The 21,207-nt window shown below is 44.6% G+C and carries 15 protein-coding genes; 1 reads left to right on the forward strand and 14 read right to left on the reverse strand.

Features of this window, described 5'->3' with window-relative positions:
• Positions 1 to 32 precede the first annotated feature (32 nt).
• The 12 genes from LTAR_RS06445 to efp form a co-directional block, all read right to left on the reverse strand.
• Entirely contained in the window at positions 33 to 761 is a 729-nt protein-coding gene (locus LTAR_RS06445) for a metallophosphoesterase family protein (protein ID WP_062421354.1), read from the reverse strand.
• 12 nt (positions 762 to 773) lie between these two features.
• Positions 774 to 2,012 (reverse strand): DUF3048 domain-containing protein, encoded by a 1,239-nt coding sequence (locus LTAR_RS06450; protein ID WP_081419852.1) that lies wholly within the window; start codon positions 2,010 to 2,012, stop codon positions 774 to 776.
• Between the two features lie 18 nt (positions 2,013 to 2,030).
• Positions 2,031 to 3,188, reverse strand: coding sequence for a DUF3048 domain-containing protein (locus LTAR_RS06455; RefSeq protein ID WP_062421356.1), 1,158 nt, complete (start codon positions 3,186 to 3,188; stop codon positions 2,031 to 2,033).
• Positions 3,185 to 4,405, reverse strand: a complete 1,221-nt coding sequence (gene coaBC, locus LTAR_RS06460; RefSeq protein WP_062421357.1) for a bifunctional phosphopantothenoylcysteine decarboxylase/phosphopantothenate--cysteine ligase CoaBC — start codon at positions 4,403 to 4,405, stop codon at positions 3,185 to 3,187. The genes LTAR_RS06455 and coaBC overlap by 4 nt, the downstream gene beginning before the upstream one ends.
• Entirely contained in the window at positions 4,398 to 5,171 is a 774-nt protein-coding gene (locus LTAR_RS06465) for a type III pantothenate kinase (protein WP_062421358.1), read from the reverse strand. The genes coaBC and LTAR_RS06465 overlap by 8 nt, the downstream gene beginning before the upstream one ends.
• 22 nt (positions 5,172 to 5,193) lie before the next feature.
• Positions 5,194 to 6,606, reverse strand: coding sequence for a phospholipid carrier-dependent glycosyltransferase (locus tag LTAR_RS06470; protein ID WP_062421359.1), 1,413 nt, complete (start codon positions 6,604 to 6,606; stop codon positions 5,194 to 5,196).
• A complete protein-coding gene (locus LTAR_RS06475; protein ID WP_062421360.1) occupies positions 6,603 to 7,058 on the reverse strand; it encodes a hypothetical protein in 456 nt (151 codons plus the stop codon). Before LTAR_RS06475 ends, LTAR_RS06470 begins: the two co-directional genes overlap by 4 nt.
• A gap of 13 nt (positions 7,059 to 7,071) precedes the next feature.
• The gene (locus LTAR_RS06480) at positions 7,072 to 8,961 is read right to left on the reverse strand and encodes a bifunctional homocysteine S-methyltransferase/methylenetetrahydrofolate reductase (protein ID WP_081419853.1); all 1,890 of its coding nucleotides are present in this window, start codon (positions 8,959 to 8,961) and stop codon (positions 7,072 to 7,074) included.
• An 8-nt stretch (positions 8,962 to 8,969) separates the two neighbouring features.
• Entirely contained in the window at positions 8,970 to 12,476 is a 3,507-nt protein-coding gene (gene metH, locus LTAR_RS06485) for a methionine synthase (RefSeq protein ID WP_062421516.1), read from the reverse strand.
• Between the two features lie 121 nt (positions 12,477 to 12,597).
• Positions 12,598 to 14,598, reverse strand: a complete 2,001-nt coding sequence (locus LTAR_RS06490) for a sensor domain-containing diguanylate cyclase (RefSeq protein ID WP_062421361.1) — start codon at positions 14,596 to 14,598, stop codon at positions 12,598 to 12,600.
• 149 nt (positions 14,599 to 14,747) lie between these two features.
• Entirely contained in the window at positions 14,748 to 15,953 is a 1,206-nt protein-coding gene (locus tag LTAR_RS06495) for a DinB family protein (RefSeq protein ID WP_062421362.1), read from the reverse strand.
• Between the two features lie 398 nt (positions 15,954 to 16,351).
• On the reverse strand, positions 16,352 to 16,909 hold the full coding sequence (gene efp, locus LTAR_RS06500; RefSeq protein WP_062421363.1) for an elongation factor P: 558 nt from the start codon (positions 16,907 to 16,909) through the stop codon (positions 16,352 to 16,354).
• Positions 16,910 to 17,102: 193 nt separating this feature from the next.
• Here efp and LTAR_RS06505 point away from each other — a divergent pair, with 193 nt between their 5' ends.
• Complete coding sequence (locus tag LTAR_RS06505; protein WP_201775945.1) at positions 17,103 to 17,921, forward strand: polyphosphate kinase 2 family protein; 819 nt, start codon at positions 17,103 to 17,105, stop codon at positions 17,919 to 17,921.
• Here LTAR_RS06505 and LTAR_RS06510 read toward each other — a convergent pair whose 3' ends face one another.
• Together LTAR_RS06510 and LTAR_RS06515 are read right to left on the reverse strand one after the other, a co-directional pair.
• Positions 17,922 to 18,812 (reverse strand): tRNA dihydrouridine synthase, encoded by an 891-nt coding sequence (locus tag LTAR_RS06510; RefSeq protein WP_158423400.1) that lies wholly within the window; start codon positions 18,810 to 18,812, stop codon positions 17,922 to 17,924.
• An 83-nt stretch (positions 18,813 to 18,895) separates the two neighbouring features.
• On the reverse strand, positions 18,896 to 21,187 hold the full coding sequence (locus LTAR_RS06515; RefSeq protein WP_139044430.1) for a hypothetical protein: 2,292 nt from the start codon (positions 21,185 to 21,187) through the stop codon (positions 18,896 to 18,898).
• Positions 21,188 to 21,207 lie beyond the last annotated feature (20 nt).

Consider the following 21,207-nt stretch of genomic DNA (forward strand, 5'->3'; position numbering starts at 1 on the left):
TTAACGATGAAACTGTAATGAAAGTTCCCTGGCTACCAGCCGCCAAAAAGCCGTTCCCCGTTACGAATAGGTAAGCCGGAACGAATGATCCGTTGTTGGACAGAAGAAATATCGTAAGCTATGCGCCTGAGGTCCCAGGTTTTATCCAGTAAGTCCAGTATGGCATAACATGCCCGCGGGTCAGCGTCGCGTGGTTGACCAACAGAACCCGGATTGAGAATTGCCCGACCGGTTAATTTTGTGCTCAGGGGATTGTCTGAATTCATTGCATAGAGAGATGATTTACCATTTTTTGTATGATAAATCACCGGGATATGTGTGTGGCCGATTAAACAAAAAGGCGTAACGAAATAATCAAGGTTATCGGCGGCGCTTTCCACATCCAGAATATATTCCCAGATGGAATTTCTTGGACTGCCATGTGTAAGGGTGAATCCATGCCTGACCGTCTTTTTCCTGAGACTGGTCAGATAGAGTTTGCTTTCTTTTGTAAGGTTTTCCTGGTTCCAGACTGTGGTTTCGCGTGCTTCAGTGTTAAAGCTATCAAGATCAATTTGGCCCAGAGCGGCGGCATCATGATTCCCAAGTACACATACGGTATAGGGAAGGTTGGCGATACGATCAATTACTTCATTGGGATCGGGTCCATACCCTACCAGATCTCCCAGGCACCAGACAGCATCCACTGAACCGGCATCCTCAAGAACCGCGTTAAGAGCGGTCAGATTGGCATGGATGTCAGAGATCACAAGAATGCGCATATGATACCTGTTTCAGGGAATGGCGAATTGAACATTCCACTTACCCGGTTCTGATTGGTCAAGAGTGGATGCCAGACCTAAAATAACAAACCAGGTATTCCCTGGTTTCAATGGAATAGCGTGATTATAGTCATCAAAGAAGACCATAGGACGGTCATTTGCCTGTGATTGCCAGTATCCGGTGATCATACGTCCATCCCGGAAAAATACTGCTCTGCGGGCTTCCTTGTTTGCCCACAATTCAATATTATGGAGTGTTGGATTGTATTCATTGTAACGGGCATAGAGCAACACAACATTGTCAAAGGCAACTTGTTTTCCGGTTAATTTGTCCATCAACGGGACAAGTTTAACCGGATTTTCTGGGATATCAGTTTCAGTCCAGCGTTGGTATTTGCGTTGATTGGCATCATAAATCCACTGACTGAGATTTAGATCATTATACCGGATGAGAACAGAATTACCGGTATCATTTTCGGATTCTGATGGTTTAGAATCAAAAACCATTCCGGTGACGATTTGACGATAATTATTGATCTTTTTCAACTTCGCATATTCATCGAATTTTGAAATATTAGCAAAAACTGAATTTACAGTATGTTCACCCGTATCACATAATGCCGGGCATGTGGATTCTTTGACGGTAACAGCCAGACCATCCAGTTGGGCAATAAGGTTGTTTCGAACACGCGTATCGGCGCTGGCAAAAGCAAATATCGTTTGATACATGCTGGCTAATTGAACATCTGCCAATCTGGCAGAACGAACAGGTCCAACTTTTTCAGGTTTGCTGCCGTAATAAATTGCTGAGAATCGATTCATCCCTTCGCCGATGTAATGTTCGAAAACAAGATCTGCCAGTGATAAACCAAATTGTGGGCGGCCGGAGGGAGGAAAATTGCTGACCTTTACCATAACAGGGCGACGGTCCAAAATAGACGGGTCATCGACTTTAAGGCCGGTAAAAGGATTGATATTTTTAGGGAACCTGTCTGGTCCATAATGTACGGCTTCTATGGTCGAGGTTAGTGTTGGCAGGGGCGTTTCAGTAGGTGAGGGTAGAGGTGTGGCTGTAATGACTGCCGGAGTCGGGGGTGTAGTTGCTGATGGAATTGGAGTTGATGAAGCAATATCCATCAGCGTCGGTTGGATACTTACGGTTGGCGTTGTCGCTGAAGTAGATTGACAACCGGTCAGACTTACCGCGAGTAGGAATAAAAACAACAACGAAAATACTAATCGCCAGTTCATGGTTATTCTTGTTGTCGGTTATGGAGTGTAAAAATAAAGTTCATATCGGCCGCCTTGCGGATTTGCAATCTGTGAACTGATGCCGGCAAGAACAATCCAGGTATTGCCCGGTTTTAATGGCATGGGGGAACCGTCATTCTGTAGAAGTTCCAATGGTTGTGAATGATCTGAAATGCGCCATTTCCCATCATATTTCATTCCATCCCTGAAGTACATGGCATTTTGTGGACCGGCATTATTCCAAAGATCAATATTGTGTAACGTGCGGTTGTATTCGATATAAAACGTTGTCAGAATAATGACATTCGAAAAACCGAGCTGAGCTCCCGTGTTCCGATCTACCAATGGAATCATGGTTAGCGGCTCACCTTCATTCCCATCTTCAATCCAACGCAAATATTTTCCGGAAGTGGTGTCGTATTGCCATTCCCCCCGATTAATATCTGCATATTGGATCAACAATTGGATGGCAGTTTGTCCACCAGGAGGAGGTTCAGCTGAGAAGGTTGCAAATTGCAGGCCAGGCTTCTCTTGAGCGATGCCGAGAGATTGAGCATATTGCGTAACTCCGGCAGAGTCGGCAAAAACTCCTGTGACACTATGGGTATCATCTCCACAGATGGGTGGACAAAGCGAATATTTATAGGGTATTGCTCTCGCACCCAGCTGTTTGTCCAAGACGGTATCTACGCGTTCATCCGCATTTCCATAAACAAGGATACCCCGAAACATCTGGGTGATTTCCGAATCAACCAATCTTCCTGAACGGATAGGACCAACCTGCGGGGCATCATTACCGTAAAAAACCGGAAGAAAACGGTTGAACATCTCACCGATGTAATAATCAAAAACAATATCGGCTGCTGACAGACCAGCATGAGGCCTTCCCGTTCTCGGATAGTTTGATACTTTTATTAACACCGGCAAACGGTTTAATTTGGCCGGATCATCCACCGGCAGCCCGGTCAATGGATTGATATTTTCCGGAACAGTCGTCGGTTCAACGGTAAGTGTCACATCTGGTACTATTATCGTGGCCGACGGATCTGATGGCATTGCTGTTGTGGAAGCGATGGGTTGAGATTCAGAAGCGGCAGGCAAGGGTGTATTTATTGCCTGACATGATACCAGCAATGAAAGAAAGAAAACTACAAGGAAAATTCGTTTATTCTTCAAACCTTTTCAAACCATGAAGCTGCTTTATTTAAAATGGACTGCGCCGCTTCTAATTTCGTTTGCAGTCCGAGCTCCTGTGACGAGCCGTCAGGGAAAAGCAGAACTACCCGGTTGGTATCTACCTCAAACCCGGCATCAGATGTTGAGATATCGTTGGCTGCGATCATATCGAGTCGTTTTTGTTTTATCTTTCGCCTGGCATTTTCAACAAGGGCTTCGGTTTCAGCGGCAAAACCAATAACCCGGCGAGGGAATCCGGTTTTTTCACGAATGTTAGCAATTTCCTTCAAAATATCCGGAGTCTTTTCAAGATTGATTGCCGGTACTCCATCTTCTTTCTTGATTTTTTCATCGGCTGGATGAAATGGCCTGAAATCTGCCACTGCCGCAGCCATGATCAGTAAGTCTGCCTGATCGGTATGATTAATGACAGCTTCCATCATCTGTTGAGCCGTATCTACATGAACCAGGTTGGCTCCGGCTGGTGTCATTAAGTGATCTGTTGTACTGATTAAAGTGACATCACAACCCATATCCAGTGCGGCCTGAGCAAGGGCATATCCCTGTTTTCCTGAGGAACGGTTCGTAATCACTCTGACTGGATCAATGGGTTCTGAAGTGCCGCCTGCTGTGACCACAACTTTTCGGCCTTCCAGTCTGCCGCCGCGACTCAAGACATACCGGGCCATGTTGACAATCTCTACCGGTTCTGACATCCGGCCAGGTCCAACCAGACCAGAAGCCAGGTGACCGCTTTCCGGCCCAACAATAATGGCTCCCCGCTGGCGCAATTTTTCCACATTTTCCTGTGTGATAGGCTTCTGATACATGTCAACATCCATCGCCGGAGCAATAATCAGCGGGGCAGAAGAGGCCAGTACCGTAACGGTGAGCAGATTATCCGCAATTCCCGTGGCAAGTTTGGCCAAGGTATTGGCTGAAATCGGTGTAATCAGAACAAGATCGGCTTTATGGCCAAGGGACACATGCACTACGTGTCCTTCTCCACCCCAAAGATCGGCTTCAGTAGATGCTTTACGTCCGGTGACAGACTGAAATGTGAGCGGTGACACAAATTTGCAGGCGGATTCTGTCAATACGACATCTACAATGGCGCCATTCTGGGTTAATTTAGAAGCAATTTCTACAGCTTTGTATGCTGCGATGGAGCCGGTTACTCCGAGAATGATGTGCTTATCCTGCAGCGGGTTAGTCATGCTTATGATTCATCTCCCAGATTATTCTTAAGCCGTCCAATGTCAACCAGGGGGCAACAATCTGGATGACATCTGTCTCGTTGGCGACAATTTCTGCCAATCCCCCGGTTCCAATGACTTTCAAATCATCTCCGGTTGTTTTTTGTATCCGGGCGACCATTCCTTCGACCATGGAGACATAACCGAAAAGGAGACCGGATTGCATGGCATGAACGGTGTTCTTTCCGATAACCGAAGGCGGACGGACGAGGTCAACGCGCGGTAATTTGGATGTACGTTGAAAGAGGGCGTCCGCCGAAATTCCAATTCCAGGAGCTATGGCACCACCCAGATAGTTACCCTTATTATCCAACACATCAAATGTGGTGGCTGTTCCAAAATCAACAATGCAGGCCGGGCCGCCATAAATTACCTGAACAGCAGCGGCATCCACCAAACGATCAGCACCGATTGCTGATGGATCATCCAGAGTGATATTGATTCCGGTTTTAACCGATGAATCCACAATAAAAGGGGATTGGTTTAAATACTGTTTGCAGGCCTGCACAAGTCGCCCGGTAAGAGGTGGTACTACTGATGCCAGGCAAACTGCCTGAATATCACGGATGTCTATCTTCCCATGGCCTAATAGACTGGCAAGCTGGATGCCGTATTCGTCCGCCATTCTCTCGTGGTCCGTAGCAAGCCGCCAGCGTTTGCCCAACGTTTCAGCCTGATAGCAGCCTATGGTGATGTTTGTATTCCCAATATCAATAGTAAGCAGCATAGAAAAATTATACCGCAGGGAATTAAGTGAGATTGTGGTTGAACTCTTTTATACCTTTTTCTTTTTCGATGGGATGCAGGAACAGGAATAATAATAGAATGAATGCCGGGTACATGTGCATCAACAACCTGGAATACGATTGATTAATGTGGGTTTGAAGATCATGCGGGGTGATAACGTAGATGAAGAAATAACCGGTCCATTGAAGCAGGAGAATGGCTGCGATGGAAAGAACCGAGGCTTTATTTTCTTTTGTCAGACGCGGCAAAAGAACCAATCCGCATAAGAAAAAGAAAACCGGGATCGCACCATACCATCCACCAAATATGGAGTAATACGGTTTCATGGTCTTAAGTACTTCACTATAACGGGAGAATATCGTCAGGTTTGTCAGAGCAGGTGAAAGATTGTTCGTATCAACAACATCATTGGCTGGCGCCAGTGTAAATTTAAACAGGAAGAGAACGAATACTGGTAATAGAAGACCTATGGCCAGGTAAAGAAAGCGTTTATTTCTTTCGCATTTCTCGAAGGAAAATATGAATCCAATCACGACCACGAAAATGAAAACCAGTAGAAAAAGCTGCCCTTCATTTTTCGTCCAACTGGCTAAACCGCAAAACAGACCCGCCAGAAATGCCCAGGTTAGTTTTGATTCTCGATCCATGAATACCATGCAAAGGCAAACACTGGCTGATAGGATATTGGCTGCCAGCGGAACATCTGAAAACTGCACCGATCCAAAGAAAATCAACCATGGAGTGCTTAACAGAATTAATCCGGCAAGCCAGGATACCTGTTTTTTCCCCATTGATAGAAGGGCACCCGTGACGATCCCCGGAATGGAATACGTGAAAAGGAAAGCCACCATGGGAGGAATGCGCATTGATTCTGTGCCAGCCATCAGCCAGGAATGTGCAATGGTAAATGGAATCAGCATTGGATAATCGCCATGGAATAGTTGCGGAACAAATACGCTTTTCCAATTTTCGCCGCCGCGGAAAATCATACGGGCACGAACATTCCATATAGCCCAGGCGTCATATCGACCGTGTGGATTGGTTTTTACATAATCCATGAATGCTAATATACCGATCAAAGCGACGAGAATAAAACTTAATCTGAGAAGCCAATCAAGCCACGACCATTTTTTAACATTTGGAAGATAATATTTGATTTCGCTCCTATTTTTCAAATTTATGTAGAAAAGGAAGCCAATCAAAAGAATTTCTATAATCCAGAAACCCGGAAATGAAGGAGAAAAAATAAAGGACCAGAGAAAAAGCAGGCAGGATATAATCCCAAATCCCATTGGGATACCCAGGGATGCAAGAAGCAGCAGGTTCCCTTTTTTTGTTGGGATGATCAACCAGGCCGCTAACAACAGGCCTATAAAGATGGGAGGAACAAGGGTAAGATAAACAAGGTAACTCATTTTTCGTTACCTTCCAGCAGGAAAATTTCGTTTGAATAGGCCTTGATCAATTTCACATTCAATTCTTTTTCAACTCTTTTAATTTTTTCCGGATCACCGTCATCTCGAAAATTACCTACTACCACCTTATGATTGGCACCTCGTTCCAGGACTACAGGTGCAAGTGTATATTGAGTCAATATGAATTCGACTTCTTCGTCTCTGATTCCATATTTATATCCCGGAATATCCCGGTCAGATAGATAACCGACTATACCCGATTCAGGTAAATCCAGCCTGAATTTTCGCAACCGCCTGTCCCAATCTGTCACCATATCAGTTTCAGGTGGATTTGATGAATATTCAATTGCTGCTTCATACCCTTTAATGGCAGAAAATATAGCCAGACCGCAACTGGCTACGCAGGCGAAGATCCCAGCGTACTTGATTATGATTTGGATTCTTGTATGCATAGAGTATGTGTACCTATTCTTTGATAGCCTCAACCACTTCTGCAACCAGGTCATAGCGGTTGAAAGCCGGCATGATATACGCTCCATTGATCAGCGGGCGAAGCTCTTCTATCAATTCAACAGCTATCTTCACTCCCTCTTCACTACTTTTTTCCCCGGCTTTTCTCATCCGTTCTAACACCGATGGCGGAATGATAATTCCAGGAACTTCCTGATCCAGAAAATTGGCATGTCGTGTATTTGCAAGGGGTAATACTCCCCCTAGAATTGGGAGATTAAACTCCCCCATTTCATTCTTAATTCTATTGATAAATTCTCTGGCAGCTTCAGGTTGGAAAACTGGTTGTGTAAGAGCAAAATCCGCTCCAGCTTTGATCTTTCGTGCCAGATTCTTAATTTCATCTGCGGGGGAATTGGGAGTCAAGTTCAAAGCGCAACCAACAAAAAAATTGGTCGGCTGACCGATATTGGCTCCAGAATGGTCTATACCAGTGTTGAATCCCTGTTTGATTAATTTGATCAAACCAGAAGGAACCAGGTCGTAGTTATCCATTGCGTCTGGATAATCGCCAATGGATGTCGGATCGCCCATAACAACAAACACATTCCGCACATCAAGGGCATGGGCTGCCAAAAGGTCACCCTGAACACGAATAAGGTTGCGTCCGCGAGTTGGGAAGTGTAGCACAGTCTCAATGCCCACCTTTTGCTGGATGAGACTGCAAACTGCCCATGGGCTCATGCGCATGCGAGCCATTGGACTGTCTGCCACATTAATCACGTCAACACCTGCTTCAGCCAATAGACTGGCGCCGGCTATCAATTTTTGTGTAGCCAGACCACGCGGAGGATCCATTTCAACTGCGGTCACAAATTTCCCGGCAGAGATTTTTGCGCCAAATTTCGTTGGCGCAAGAGCTTCTTCTTTTCTGGAGAACTCAGGTTCTTGTTCGGAAACCTCGAATGGTTCTGCTGATTCAAGCGGAACTGCCTTGGATAATGCTTTTTTCATGGCAGAAATATGTTCGGGGGTCGTCCCACAACAGCCGCCAATTATGCGAGCACCGTTTTGGTGAAACAGAACGGCATAATCTCCGAAGTATTCCGGAGTTGCGGCATACATAATACGACCGCCAACCTGCTCAGGCCAACCGGCATTGGGCATTACAGAAAATTTGCCATTGGGAATAGCCGCATGCATTTGCCGTAAAATCCGTAATATCTGTTGAGGACCGCCAGAGCAGTTGACACCAGTCAAATCTGCCCCTTCGTTGATTAATGTTCTGGCAACAATTGATGGCGAATCACCCAGTAAAGTACGGTCGTCGCGGGTAAAAGTCATGGAAGCAATTATGGGAATTGTCTGATTGAGTGACCGGGCAACTTTAACTGCCAGACGAGTTTCCTGCAGATCGGTCATCGTTTCGATCAACAACAAATCCACTCCAGCATCTAAAAGGGCCGAAATCTGTTCCGTAAAGGCCAAACGTGCTTCTTCGGGTTGAACCCGGCCATAGGGCGCCAGTCTGACGCCCAACGGACCGATGTCACCCGCGATGAGAATTTCTTTAAAAGTGCCCTGAATAACCCGTCTGGCAAGATCAACCCCAGCAGTATTAATCTCTTTAACACGATTCCCAAGACCAAAACGGGCTAATTTATAACAATTTGCACCGAATGTATTTGTTTGAATAATCTGTGAACCGGCTTCGATGTAATCTCTATGGATTTCACCTACGATTGATGGATTAGTGATATTTAACTCATCAAAGCAGGCATCAAAACTCACTCCCTTTTGATGAAGCATGGTACCCATGGCTCCATCAGATAGCAGGGGAAATGTCAGGTGGATGAGTTGATCCCGGGTCAAACGCCCGGCCGGTTCTTCTTTTAAATGCAGCATCTGTTTGTTCAGTCTTTCATCAACTGCTCGATCCTGCTTTCACCGATATTGTAATATCTTGCCTGCGGGTGGTGTACCACGATTGCCGCAGTGGATTGTTCAGGTACCAATTGAAAAGCTGATGTCAGGGTCATACCGAGTTCCTGTTCAACTGGCAGGAGGGAGAAGACCTTGGCATGATCTGCAAGTTCTGGAATGGCAGGGTAACCCCAGGAATAGCGTTTGCCTTGCTCGGCATCTAAACCCAATTCTCGGCGGATGTGCCGATGCAGATATTCTGCTGCCGCTTCCGCCATCTGGACGGCCAGCCCGTGAGTAAAGTAGCCTTCACTGTAATCCCCGGCCTTTTGAAGACGGTCAAATCGATCGGTGGCTTCCTGCCCGACGGTGACAACCTGGAAGGCAACCACGTCCATCGTTCCGCTTTCAACAGATGCAAAATAATCTGCCAGACAAAGGAAGTCACCCGATGATTGCCGTGGGAATGAGAACCGCGAAATTTCCAGCGGTTTGCCGTTACGGACAGATGCCGGCTGATAAATGATTAAATCAGTCCCATTGGATTGGCAAGGCCAGTACCCATACATTCCCTGCGGTTTCAGCCACCCTTCTTTTTCTGCTTCTTTTATCATTATCTGCAGGCGATCTTCGTATTGCTGCTGCAGTTTTTTCCAATCATCTCCGTGAGCGTTCTTTGCACCCCAAGAAAGCCGGAACAGCTCGTTCTTTGAGAGACACTGGTAAACAGCTTCAAGTGGCATTTTCCTTACCAAACGGGGGCCATACTCATCCACTCTGGGAATGTATTTCGCTGGAGGCATGGACGAACCTTTGGTTTCCTGTGGTTGTTTCTCTACGGTTTTTTCTCTTACCAGTCCCAATTCGTATGATGCTTCATGACGAATTTTCTCCATAAGGGCTGGTTTTTCTTTTGGATCAACAAGGCTGTCCATTGTGGCCAGTCCTTCAAACGCATCTCTGCAATAAAAAACACCGGGTTCATACAGTTCATTTTGTTCGGTCATTAAAATCCGACGGCCGAATTTCTCATTGATAGCCGCACCACCGATCAAAACCGGAAGGTTTAATTTCCGTCGGTTTAACTCATTGACGATTAATGGCATCTGTTTACTGGTGCTGACCAATAAGGCACTCAATCCGATGGCATCTGCATTCAATTCAACTGCTTTGGAAATAATGGTTTCTGCTGGAACCTGCTTGCCCAAATCGTGTACGGTATAGCCGTTATTGGATAGGATGGTCTTTACCAGGTTTTTCCCAATATCATGAACATCACCATATACGGTAGCCAGAACAAGCGTCCCTTTGGAAGCCCCTTCCTGTCTTTCCAGGAATTGTTCCAGGTAGGAGACGGATTTTTTCATTACTTCAGCAGATTGAAGAACAAACGGGAGTATTAATTCTCCGGCACCGAATTTATCTCCTACATCTTTCATGGCTGGAAGAAGAATGGTGTTGAGAATTTCGACAGCACGTTCTGATTTGGAATCAGTTTCAGAAAGCAATTCATCCAATTCCTTTTCAACGCCGTCTTTCACACGGTGCAGAATTTTCCAGTGTATGCGTTCAGCAGCAGAAAGACCTTCTAATGGAGAAACCTGTGTATGCTGGACTTCAACTGCATTCTCAAAATGCTGGATCAGGCGTTCAAGGGCGTCTGGTCTCCGATTAAAAATCAAATCATTGGCGAGTTCGCGCTCTTCCTCTGGAATATCGGAGTAGGGGGTGATCTGCGCTGGATTGACAATGGCCATATCCAACCCTGCCTGTACGGCATGATATAGCATCGTACTATTAATCACTGCACGGGCCGCCGGTTTCAAACCAAAACTGATATTGCTTACACCCAGGGATGTCAACACTCCGGGAAGAGCCGCCTTGATCTGCCTGATGCCTTCCAAAGTTTCCATAGCCGATTGGGCGAATTCTGGATCACCGGTAGCCAGGGTAAACGTGAGGTCGTCATAGACCAGATCGCCAGGTTGAAGACCGTGATCTTTTGTTGCAATTTCATAAATTCTTCGGGCAATTTCCAATTTCCGGGCGGCTGTTTTGGCCATACCCTGTTCATCAATTGTCAAGACTATGACCGCCGCGTTATACTTTTTTGCCAGGGCAAATATCTTATCGGCTTTTGCCCGGCCAGATTCAAGGTTGGTTGAATTGATCAGGCTGCGACCCGGGGCTGTTTTTAATGCCGTTTCCAAAACTTCGGGTTCTGTAGAATCAAAGATAAAGGGGACTTTGACAACGGGTGCCAGTGCCTTGATGATGTTCCGCATTAAGACGGCTTCGTCGGTGCGTTCCGTTAATGCAACACATAGATCCAATCCGTGTGCACCACTGTCGATCTGGTCGCGGGCAATGGTGATCATTGAATCATAATCTTCAGCGATGAGTAATTGTTTGAACTTCCGGCTGCCTTGAGAATTCAACCGTTCTCCGATCAAGAAAGGCGCCGGTTCCTGATTCATGGTAGATATCTGTACCCCTGACGCCAGTCGAGGTGTTGGTTCCACCTTTCTTTCCAACGGTTTAATATCTTTTATCGATTCAACGAGTTTCTGAAGATGTTCCGGGGTGGTTCCACAACAACCACCGACTACATTAACGCCAAATTTTGTAACAAACTCAGTCATGGCTGTGGCAAAAGGTTCGGGTTTTAATGGATAGACTGCCTGACCGTCAATATTTAGTGGAAGACCGGCATTGGGAATGCATGAAACCGGAAGGCTGGTCTGACTGGTCAACATACTGATCGGATCACGCATGAAATCCGGCCCAGTGGAGCAATTCAGGCCAATAACATCAATAGGCAGGCCTTCCAGAATGGCATCTACAGCATTGATATCTGTCCCCAGAAGCATACGTCCAGTGGTATCAAGAGTCACCTGAGCCTGGATGGGAAGCCAGATATCTGTTTCTTCAAATGCCTGATGGATACCCAGAATGGCTGCTTTTACTTCCAATATATCCTGAGAAGTCTCTATAAGGAGCAGGTCAACACCACCTTTGATTAAACCGGTTGCCTGTTCTTTAAAGATGCTCACCAATTCATCAAAAGTGATATCGGAAAGTTCCGGGTCATTCATGGAAGGTAATTTTCCGGTTGGGCCCATAGAACCGGCCACCAGTCTTTTCTGGCCGGTTTGACTGTATTCATCCGCAAGTCTTCGAGCCAGGGAAGCTGCCGTCTGGTTTATTTCACCAATTCTGTCTTGAAGTCCGTATTCTTTCATGGTCAGACGGTTGGCGCGAAAGGTACAGGTCTCGATTACATCCACCCCGGCTTCCAGAAAGGCCCGATGAACATTTTCTACAGCTTTTGGATAGCTGATGACAAGGAAATCATTACAACCATTGGTTCGTTCTCCACCAAAATGCTCGGCGGTCAAATTTTGAACCTGAAGATTGGTTCCCATGGCACCATCAAAAACGACAATCTTCTTTTTCAAGAGGTCAAGATACTGCCGGTTGGTATATTTTCGATTCATGACATTCCCTTTCAAACAGAGTACATCACAGAATGGATGCATTATTAGCCAATCCATCTATGACATTCTGTCTGTTGCGATGTTTTTAATAAGGAAAACTAATTTACCGATATTACCACAATTAGATTACCATTATCCGGTTGCGGCCGGCTTCTTTTGATAGATATAAAGCTCGATCTGCCATATCGATTAGCTGGGTAAGGTTCTCTGTCTGATCATTCAAGGAGGCAATGCCGATGCTGATTGTTGTTGTCAGGTTGCCGGCATCGGTCCGAAATACCCGGTTTTCAATAGATTGGCGAAAACGATCTACAATCTGGTAAGCCTGTTGACTATCGTTTTCGATCAGTAAGACAACAATTTCATCTCCCCCATAGCGGCCAATAATATCAATCTCACGAAAACTCGCCCGACAACAATCTGCTACTTGATTTAGCAACTGGTCTCCAGCAACATGACCGTAGGTATCGTTTATCGATTTAAAATTATCCAGATCCATGATAGCCGCTGACAGAGGGTGATGGAAACGGCGGGCTCGGTCAACTTCGCGCCTGCCAAGATCCATCAAACCACGGCGGTTGAACAGGCCGGTTAATTCATCGGATATGGCTAATTTTTGGGTTTCCCGTTGCAAATTGTCATTTTCTATGGCTGTAGCTGCCAGATCCACAAAAGATTGTAACTTATCAATATGTTCTGCAGTATAAACACCCGGTTTGATACTTTCAAGACAAAGAAATCCGACGACTCTCCCTTTAACCTTGATCGGGCTGCCTAAATATGATCGTGTGCCGTTATCTCCGGATATATCAACCCAGGCGGGATAATGTGAGATATCAGGTATAACTAGCGGATTCCCAGTCCGCTTCATAGTGCGCAGGGTCTGAAAATCATTGAGATTCATTTGTTGGAGAATTTCGATTTTTTTCTGAAATCCTGGAAGCCCTGATCGACCAAATCCGATCAGACTTCCGCGTTCACCCAACAAGATAATACTGGCTGCGTCCTGTGTTACAACTTCTCCTACAGCTGCCAGGACTCTGGTTAGAACCTCGTTGATATCAAGGGGACTGTTAACCAGTGATGCGGCATTTTTCAAGGCGTTTGCCAGGGCTCTCTGGTCGCGTTCACGTGAACTTGATTTTATGGTTTCCGTGATATCCCGACTGACCATCACTACTTTGTCCGTCTCAAACGGCGATATAGTGCCAGAGAACCAGCGTTCTCTTTCACCGTCATTTATACAATAATCAATCATCCGTGTTTGATGGGAATAAAGGGCTTCATGGATTTGTTCAAGCACTTCATTTGCTTGAGGCTGTGGAATAACGCGTAAAATATTTTTACGGTGGTTTTCTGCCACATTATCCGTTGTTTGAGAATTTCCATCAGATGATTTCAGGATTCTTCCCTGGGCATCGATCACCAACACTCTATCACCGATGGCATTGAGTAAAGCCTGCAATTCAGCTTCTCTGGCTTGAAGACTTCCTGTAATCTGGCGCAGCATTTTTCCCTCAGAAACCAGCCGATTATTTTGCTGCGATGTATGTGTATTCATCCGGCTGAACTGCCAGATAAGAGCTACCAGACCAATAAGAACTGTTCCGAAAATAATGCCGGAAGATACCCACGTGAATTTATTAATGATTTTCTCTTGTGGAATGAACTGAATGGGCATGAAATCGAGATTAGGGACAAATCCGGCAAAGATATATGTAGAAAGGCTCAATGCAGTGAATATCCAGCAAGCGCGACTTCCTGAAAGCAGTAAGGCAACTACAGGTGCTGCCAGAAAGAAAATTCGACCGTCACCTGTCAGCCCTGTAGAAAAAAGGTCAATCATACCTGCCAGATAAACCAGAACTGAAAGGCCTATTGCCCGAATCTGATAATCAATTGACCTGATGACTGCAAATATAAAAACAAACAGAATTAACAAGCAGAAAAAAAGGAAATTGATGGAATATTCTTGATTTTTTTCGAAAAATACAACCAGAAAACCAAATTCTATCAAACTGCAAATCAAGGCAATCGAATAGAGCAGATCCAGGGTCTTCCTGCGCCATTGGGAAATATCTGTATTTTCGTAATCAGTATGCTTTGAGGTAAAGTGACCCATGATCTACTGCGACGATCTTCCCCTGTATATTCTTTTGTTTCCATAACAATTATTGGGAGGGTGAATTGATTATGATTGCGGTAATTCTATTCTAATAAAAAGGCAATGTCAAAGCCGAATCAGTCAGATTTCCTAAATTTATGCATTTTTTACAGACTAAACAGACTATTTTGTTTCTTTATCTGACGAATATGATTGTTATCATGGGCAATGATAAAACTGATCAGCTCTTTTAAGGTGGTAGGTCCAAATATAGAGTGCCGGATGGTCCGATTAAATTCATCTTCCTGTATTGTCTCAAGCAAATCAATCAGCATTTGGCGTGTAGATATAAATGCTTCGAGAGCTTTGCACCCATCTTGATGAATGTAGTCGCGTTCTACAGCCCAACGATCTGATTCAACCCCGGCAATAAATGGCTGTTTCTTTTGAAGAATTGTCTTGACACGCGGTAGGTTAATATCACCATCCACATCACGTAAATGGCATACGACTTCTGTAGGGCACCATTCGGATTCTATCGGGCGCTTATTCCACATTTCGCAGGGAATTTGTCTGAAGGTTGTGTCAATGGCAGCCGCACCTCCCCGGAGAGAAGCCAGTAATGCTGATTTCGATGCAGGGGAATTCGGACAACAATTATTCTCAATTGTTTTCAACCAGGGAATAATATCTTCCATCTTGCCTTTTGCAGAACCTATAGGCAGATCATCAGGTAGAGAGTCTTGAGATTCTGTCAACCAGAATGCTGGTAGTCCAGCCTTTCCTGCCGGAATAATGTCATCTTTCAAATCATTCCCAATCATAACGACTGGATGGTCAAAGGCTGAAATACGTGCGGCAACCTCAGTAAAGAAAGCTGGCTGAGGTTTCGCGAAATGATACGTGTCATATGATGTAATAGCGGCAAATGGGATGGTATTGGAATCAAGTCCAGCCCATTGCAGGCGGTGATGAACCGCAGCAACAGGGAAGAGAGGATTGGTTGCCACGGCTGTATTCCATCCGTAAGATAGGCACTTTTTTACAACAGATACAGCTTCGGGGCGGGGAGACGTTTCTGTTTTTAATTGTGGGAATATATCTTTATAGAAATTTGTCAGTCTTTCTGAAAGTTGTTCTTTACTCAATCCAATTTGCGGATAGAAGAACCGGTCAAATTCATTTTCCAAAGTACCAGTTATGGTTGTTTTTGTAACCATGGCTTTGGTGCCGTCCATCAGGGCATCAACCAACTTTTGAGGTTCAACGAGATCTTCAAGGTATTTACCCAACAAGCCTAGATATACACGGGTAAAATGCTCGGCATTATTAGCTATGAGTGTATCATCGAGGTCAAAAAGAACCGAAATCATGATTTATCGATCCCTAAAAATACATCAGGCAGATTATGGCATTTACCGCAGCCAATGTGTGGATCAGTCACAGGTTTGTTCGTCTTTTGACAAAATGCCCTTATGATCACCTTTTTTCGCAGACCAAAGAGTTGTCTTTCGACAGAACCTGTTAATACCATATCTGAACATGAATTTGCACGTTGAATTTCTGGTACAGGGCAATTTTTACATAAATCCCTTGTCCAGTTATGTGGAGGAGCCACATTCCCAATTAGTCTGCATTCCTCCCGATTTTTCCCCCGGTAATAGTCACCGAAGAAATAGCTGCATTCAAAACCTGCTGGTGTGCGCATTGTTGAATTAATTAAATCCGCCCATCCATACAATATGGACAGGCGGAAACAAAAATTGCAGCCTTATACACGGGTAACGTAAGAACCTGTACGGGTATCAACACGGATAATATCGCCTTCAACAACAAAATAGGGGGTTTGAACTTCCTGACCAGTCTCTGTGATCACTTTTTTCGTCACACCGGTAGCGGTATCGCCTTTGACTGCCATTTCGGCATGTGTCACTTTCAGATCAACAGATGTGGGGAGTTCAATGTCTATAGGTTCATTATTAAAGAAAGTCAATTTGACTTCCATATTTTCTTTCAAGAAACCAGCAGCCTCTCCAATGACGTCAGCGGGAATGGCTGGCTGTTCAAAGGTTTCCATATCCATAAAGTAAAACAGGTCGCCATCTTTATAAAGATATTGAACGTTATGGAAGTCTAAACGTGCATCAGGAACGCGATCTCCAGACTGGAATGTCTTTTCCAGAGTCGTACCGGTCCGCAAGTCTCTGGCTTTAATCCGAATGGTGGCATTCCCACGACCAGGTTTATGATGGCTGTATTCCAGGACTTTATACAGACTGCCATCCAATTCAAAGGTTACACCTTTGCGCAAATCATTTACATCAATCATGACTCTTTCCTCTTTTCATCCAAAATAACCGATGAATTATATAACCTGTATACCGGATTCACAAGGCGAAGACAAAGAAAGATTCTTTTAATCGATTCATGATAATTCTTCAAAAACCCCCAAGTTTTCTTTTAAATAAATTTAGTGGATAATAATTTTATCCTTGCACACGAGTGTCGTTTATGGAGTGAAAATGATGGACCGATATAGAATTGAACCAGGGAAAAAATTCAAACTATCTGATTATTCACCTGATGATCTCGGAGATTTTGAAGGTAAAAAACAAAAAGGGAATGAAAAGCTGGCCGAATACAGGGCAGAGATTGACCGTCTACAAGAACTTCTTTATTGTGAACATAAACATCGTCTTTTGGTGGTATTTCAGGCTATGGATGGAGGCGGGAAAGATGGAACTGTCAGGGCTGTGTTTGACGGTGTCAATCCCCAGGGTGTGAGGGTTACCAGTTTCAAAGTTCCAACAGAAATTGAACTTGACCATGATTACCTCTGGCGTATTCATGCTCAGACACCGGGGAAGGGTGAGATTGTTGTTTTTAATCGCAGCCATTATGAGGATGTTCTGGTGGTTCGTGTTCACAACCTGGTTCCAAAGGAAGTTTGGAAGAAACGCTACAAACAAATAAACGATTTTGAGCAGCAACTGGCGGAAGAAGGTACGACAATACTTAAGTTCTTCCTCAATATCAGTTTGGATGAACAAAAAGAACGAATGTTGGAACGGTTGGAAATGCCGGAAAAACGTTGGAAGTTCAATCCAGGCGATCTGGATGAACGTAAACTTTGGCCGGAATATATGAGTGCTTTTGAAGATGCTATTGAAAAAACCTCCACTAAATGGGCCCCATGGTATGTTATTCCGGCTAATCGAAACTGGTATCGCAATCTTGTAGTTGCTTCTGTTATTGCCGATACTATGCGGTCATGGAAAATGCAGTATCCAGATCCCCAAATAGATGTGGAATTATACAAAAAACAGCTGATGGAAAGCTGATCAATCCAGCAGAATGGAGCGGATGATCTGCAAGAAGCGAATCCGGTCTCTGGTAGTTAATGCCTCATGACGAGTGGCTGGAGACGGCCATTCGTTTTTTACATATAAAACAGCCTGTTTTCGAAAAACCACCAGCCCGTGATCTTCTCCATAATAATTGATAGAAGCTTCTAAATGTTCAACCATTGTCCGGTAGATTTCTTCTTTTGAACAATCCTGTTGGTCTTTCCCGGAAAATATCCAGGGGTTACCTATGGCACCACGGCCTATCATAATGGCATCACAATCTGTATGAGATAAAAACCGTGAAATATCATTTGCGGTTTTTACATCACCGTTGCCAATTACAGGAATTGAGACAACTTGCTTGACCTGGGCAATGGCATCCCAATCAGCCATTCCGGTATATGCCTGTATCTTTGTCCGACCGTGGACTGCTAAAGCTGATACTCCGGATTGTTCTACACGACGGGCTACCTCAAGATAATTTCTGTTCTTTTCATCCCAGCCTAGACGAATTTTCGCTGTTACTGGAATATCCAGATTTTTCACAAGAGAATCCAAAATTAGAGAAATCTTTTCTGGTTCTACAAGCAATCTAGCACCGGCACCGCGCGAACAGACTGATCGACTGCAACATCCCAAATTAACATCAATGAAGTCAGGATTTCTTTCACGTAATATCTGGGCAGCTATCAAAATCCTGTCAGGTGAATTGTCCAGGATCTGGTACCCAAATGGTCTTTCTTCCTCTGAAAAAAACAAGCGTCCTCCAATATGAGGATGTTGTTTGCCTTCCAGATCCATGGCATTGATAAATTCAGAGTACGTACACGCAGACCCCCAACGACGGCAAATCAAGCGGAATGGATGATCCGAATAACCATCCATTGGCGCAAGAATTAATTTCCTATAGATTGGAATTGCACCGATATGGAACGCAGGTGGTACAGACTGTTCAGGAGCAGACATGATCATGGTGTAGAAGAACAGGTCCATGGAATGGGCGGGTTGGCTGTAAAAACTGAGGGAGTTTCATCAGGAAGAACGAGCATACGGGCTTTTATTGCCAGACCATCCATACAACCGACCAGATAGATTTCTTCTGAATTTCTCAAAGGCAAATCTGATTCAGTATGAGGAAAAATGACCGTGCCTTCTGGTTGACCGGCAACCAGGAACACATAACGGGCATAGGGAAGAACTGTGTAGCCTGTCTTTCCGGTATTTTCTTCACCGTCTTTGACATCATAAAAACGCGGATATAGCATGCGTCCATGCATAATGATGGAATCGGGATCTGAAAGAAGAACGGATACATCTTTTTGAAAATTATCCGGTAAATTTGAGGAGGCTTTAAGAATAATCTGGGAGATGGAATTCTTTTCCACGGCTGGATAGATACGTGGGAAAGAATTTTCCGCTATTATCGGAATGATTCCGATCAGCAATAAGATCGAAGAAATACCAGCCATCACTGCAAATGGAAATTGGACATGTTGGCCAGATATGTCAGAATCGAGCAATGTTGATCTGGCTTTGACCCATAAACCATTACCCAGATTTACCAGGGCATAAATTCCGGCAGCAAAATACAAAATGAAGACCCAATCAACCGGTAGAAGATAACGCCAACCCGAATTGCGGGCGATTGCATTGGAAAAATTGTAGGCAAGGTTAACTGTCAAAGGGAAAAGGCTGATTATCGATGATCTTTTATAAAGATAAATCACACCGGCTGCCAGCACGGCCAGGTTGACCATCATTATGGCTGTCTGAAGAGGATTGGCCTTCCCTTTCCAGTCTTCCCAAAAAGCATGTTCAGGTTTGAGAAGCTCTCCAAAATCCTGAATACTGTAGCGAACCGGAAAGACTTGCAGATTGGCGATCTCGCTATTCAAAAAATGAGAAACAATAAAGTGTGCGACTTCTATTGGATTGGTGAGGAGCTGCTGCCGAATTGCGGACGATAACCGTTGATTGTATGTTCCTGTAGTCTCACCGGGTTTGCGATCGAATTCAGTCAATTCCACATCTGGATAATACCGTTGTACCATGACGCGTGTCTGAGACTCCGGGTCATCAAAAACAAACTGTCCTGATATTCGATAACTGCGAATTAACCAGGGAGAGACTGTCAAACCAAAACCGACCAGAAAGCATATAGTTGCTAGAAGAACATTCATAAAAGCAGTTTTCTGGCGAAGGCAGACAAACCAATAAAATAGCCATATAACCGGAAGGATAATAATAATCTGTGTACGAATCAACAAACTGATTCCTAAAATACCCCCGGTTAAAAGACTCAATACCCATTTCTTCGGATTTCGCATCCAATAAATCGATACAAGAACAACCAGACTGATAAACAAAGCTGCTGGAAGATCTGCAAAAAGTAATTTGGAATTTGAGATATCAGATGTAAATGGAGTCGAAACGATGGAAGTCCATTCGCGAAGAATTATGAAAAGGGAAGTAACAAACCCGATGGTTGTAGATGAAAGTTTTTTCCCGATCCAAAAGATGATTACCGGGAAAAATGCCAAAAGAGCTGTTTGCAAAAGGATGACCCGGGTGTAATCTTGCCCGGCAATCAAGTGGGCGGCGGCGAGAAATAGTATATAGAGAGGTCTAGGGGGAATAGACTCTCCCCTGTACCCCAGACCGATCAACAATGACTGGGCATGAAAATCATAATAGGCGGCATCTGAAAAGGGATAAATTTCATAATTGGGGGCGCGAGGTGGAGTAGCAAAGAAGCCGGGTGGAACAGGCTGGCTTGACCAGATTCCCATAGCCAGACACCAGATAAAAATTGAAATCAGCCAGGCAGACAAGACAGGTCTGTTATTCCACCAGTTGATGATCCGTTGAATTAGCGGTAGAGGTGACATAAGCCGGAAGAGAAGGCAGAAAAGAATGCCCATCCAGATTTGCCACTCCAATAATGGTACAGTTGGAGCTCCCCATCCCTTGAGATCGGGAATCAAACCAAGCCCGGTGATAACGAGAAGAATAACGAACAGCACTAATCCAGCGAAGACCACCCCCCAGAGTTTGAGGAATGATTTTTCTTCTTCGAAAATTTGAGAGATTCTGTTTTTATGTATGTTGAGTAAAAAGACACTCATCTGGAAAAACAGCGCCGCCAGATAGGCAAACAATGGCAACAGACGTTGAGAATAAGCAAGATATGAATAGTTTCCAGTCGATTGGTGAATTGTGGTCAGTAAAACTGGAAATAAAAAACAGATTATCGAAATCAAAAATGCAACCACAATCATGT

Source organism: Leptolinea tardivitalis (assembly GCF_001050275.1).
GTDB lineage: Bacteria > Chloroflexota > Anaerolineae > Anaerolineales > Anaerolineaceae > Leptolinea > Leptolinea tardivitalis.

Coding starts and splice junctions, on each gene's coding strand:
- LTAR_RS06490 (WP_062421361.1), bottom strand. CDS start 14,598: ATGGGTCACTTTACCTCAAAGCATACTGATTACGAAAATACAGATATT.
- LTAR_RS06475 (WP_062421360.1), bottom strand. CDS start 7,058: ATGCATACAAGAATCCAAATCATAATCAAGTACGCTGGGATCTTCGCC.
- LTAR_RS06445 (WP_062421354.1), bottom strand. CDS start 761: ATGCGCATTCTTGTGATCTCTGACATCCATGCCAATCTGACCGCTCTT.
- LTAR_RS06450 (WP_081419852.1), bottom strand. CDS start 2,012: ATGAACTGGCGATTAGTATTTTCGTTGTTGTTTTTATTCCTACTCGCG.
- coaBC (WP_062421357.1), bottom strand. CDS start 4,405: ATGACTAACCCGCTGCAGGATAAGCACATCATTCTCGGAGTAACCGGC.
- LTAR_RS06470 (WP_062421359.1), bottom strand. CDS start 6,606: ATGAGTTACCTTGTTTATCTTACCCTTGTTCCTCCCATCTTTATAGGC.
- LTAR_RS06465 (WP_062421358.1), bottom strand. CDS start 5,171: ATGCTGCTTACTATTGATATTGGGAATACAAACATCACCATAGGCTGC.
- efp (WP_062421363.1), bottom strand. CDS start 16,909: ATGATTGATGTAAATGATTTGCGCAAAGGTGTAACCTTTGAATTGGAT.
- LTAR_RS06495 (WP_062421362.1), bottom strand. CDS start 15,953: ATGATTTCGGTTCTTTTTGACCTCGATGATACACTCATAGCTAATAAT.
- LTAR_RS06480 (WP_081419853.1), bottom strand. CDS start 8,961: ATGCTGCATTTAAAAGAAGAACCGGCCGGGCGTTTGACCCGGGATCAA.
- metH (WP_062421516.1), bottom strand. CDS start 12,476: ATGAATCGAAAATATACCAACCGGCAGTATCTTGACCTCTTGAAAAAG.
- LTAR_RS06505 (WP_201775945.1), top strand. CDS start 17,103: ATGATGGACCGATATAGAATTGAACCAGGGAAAAAATTCAAACTATCT.
- LTAR_RS06510 (WP_158423400.1), bottom strand. CDS start 18,812: ATGGATGGTTATTCGGATCATCCATTCCGCTTGATTTGCCGTCGTTGG.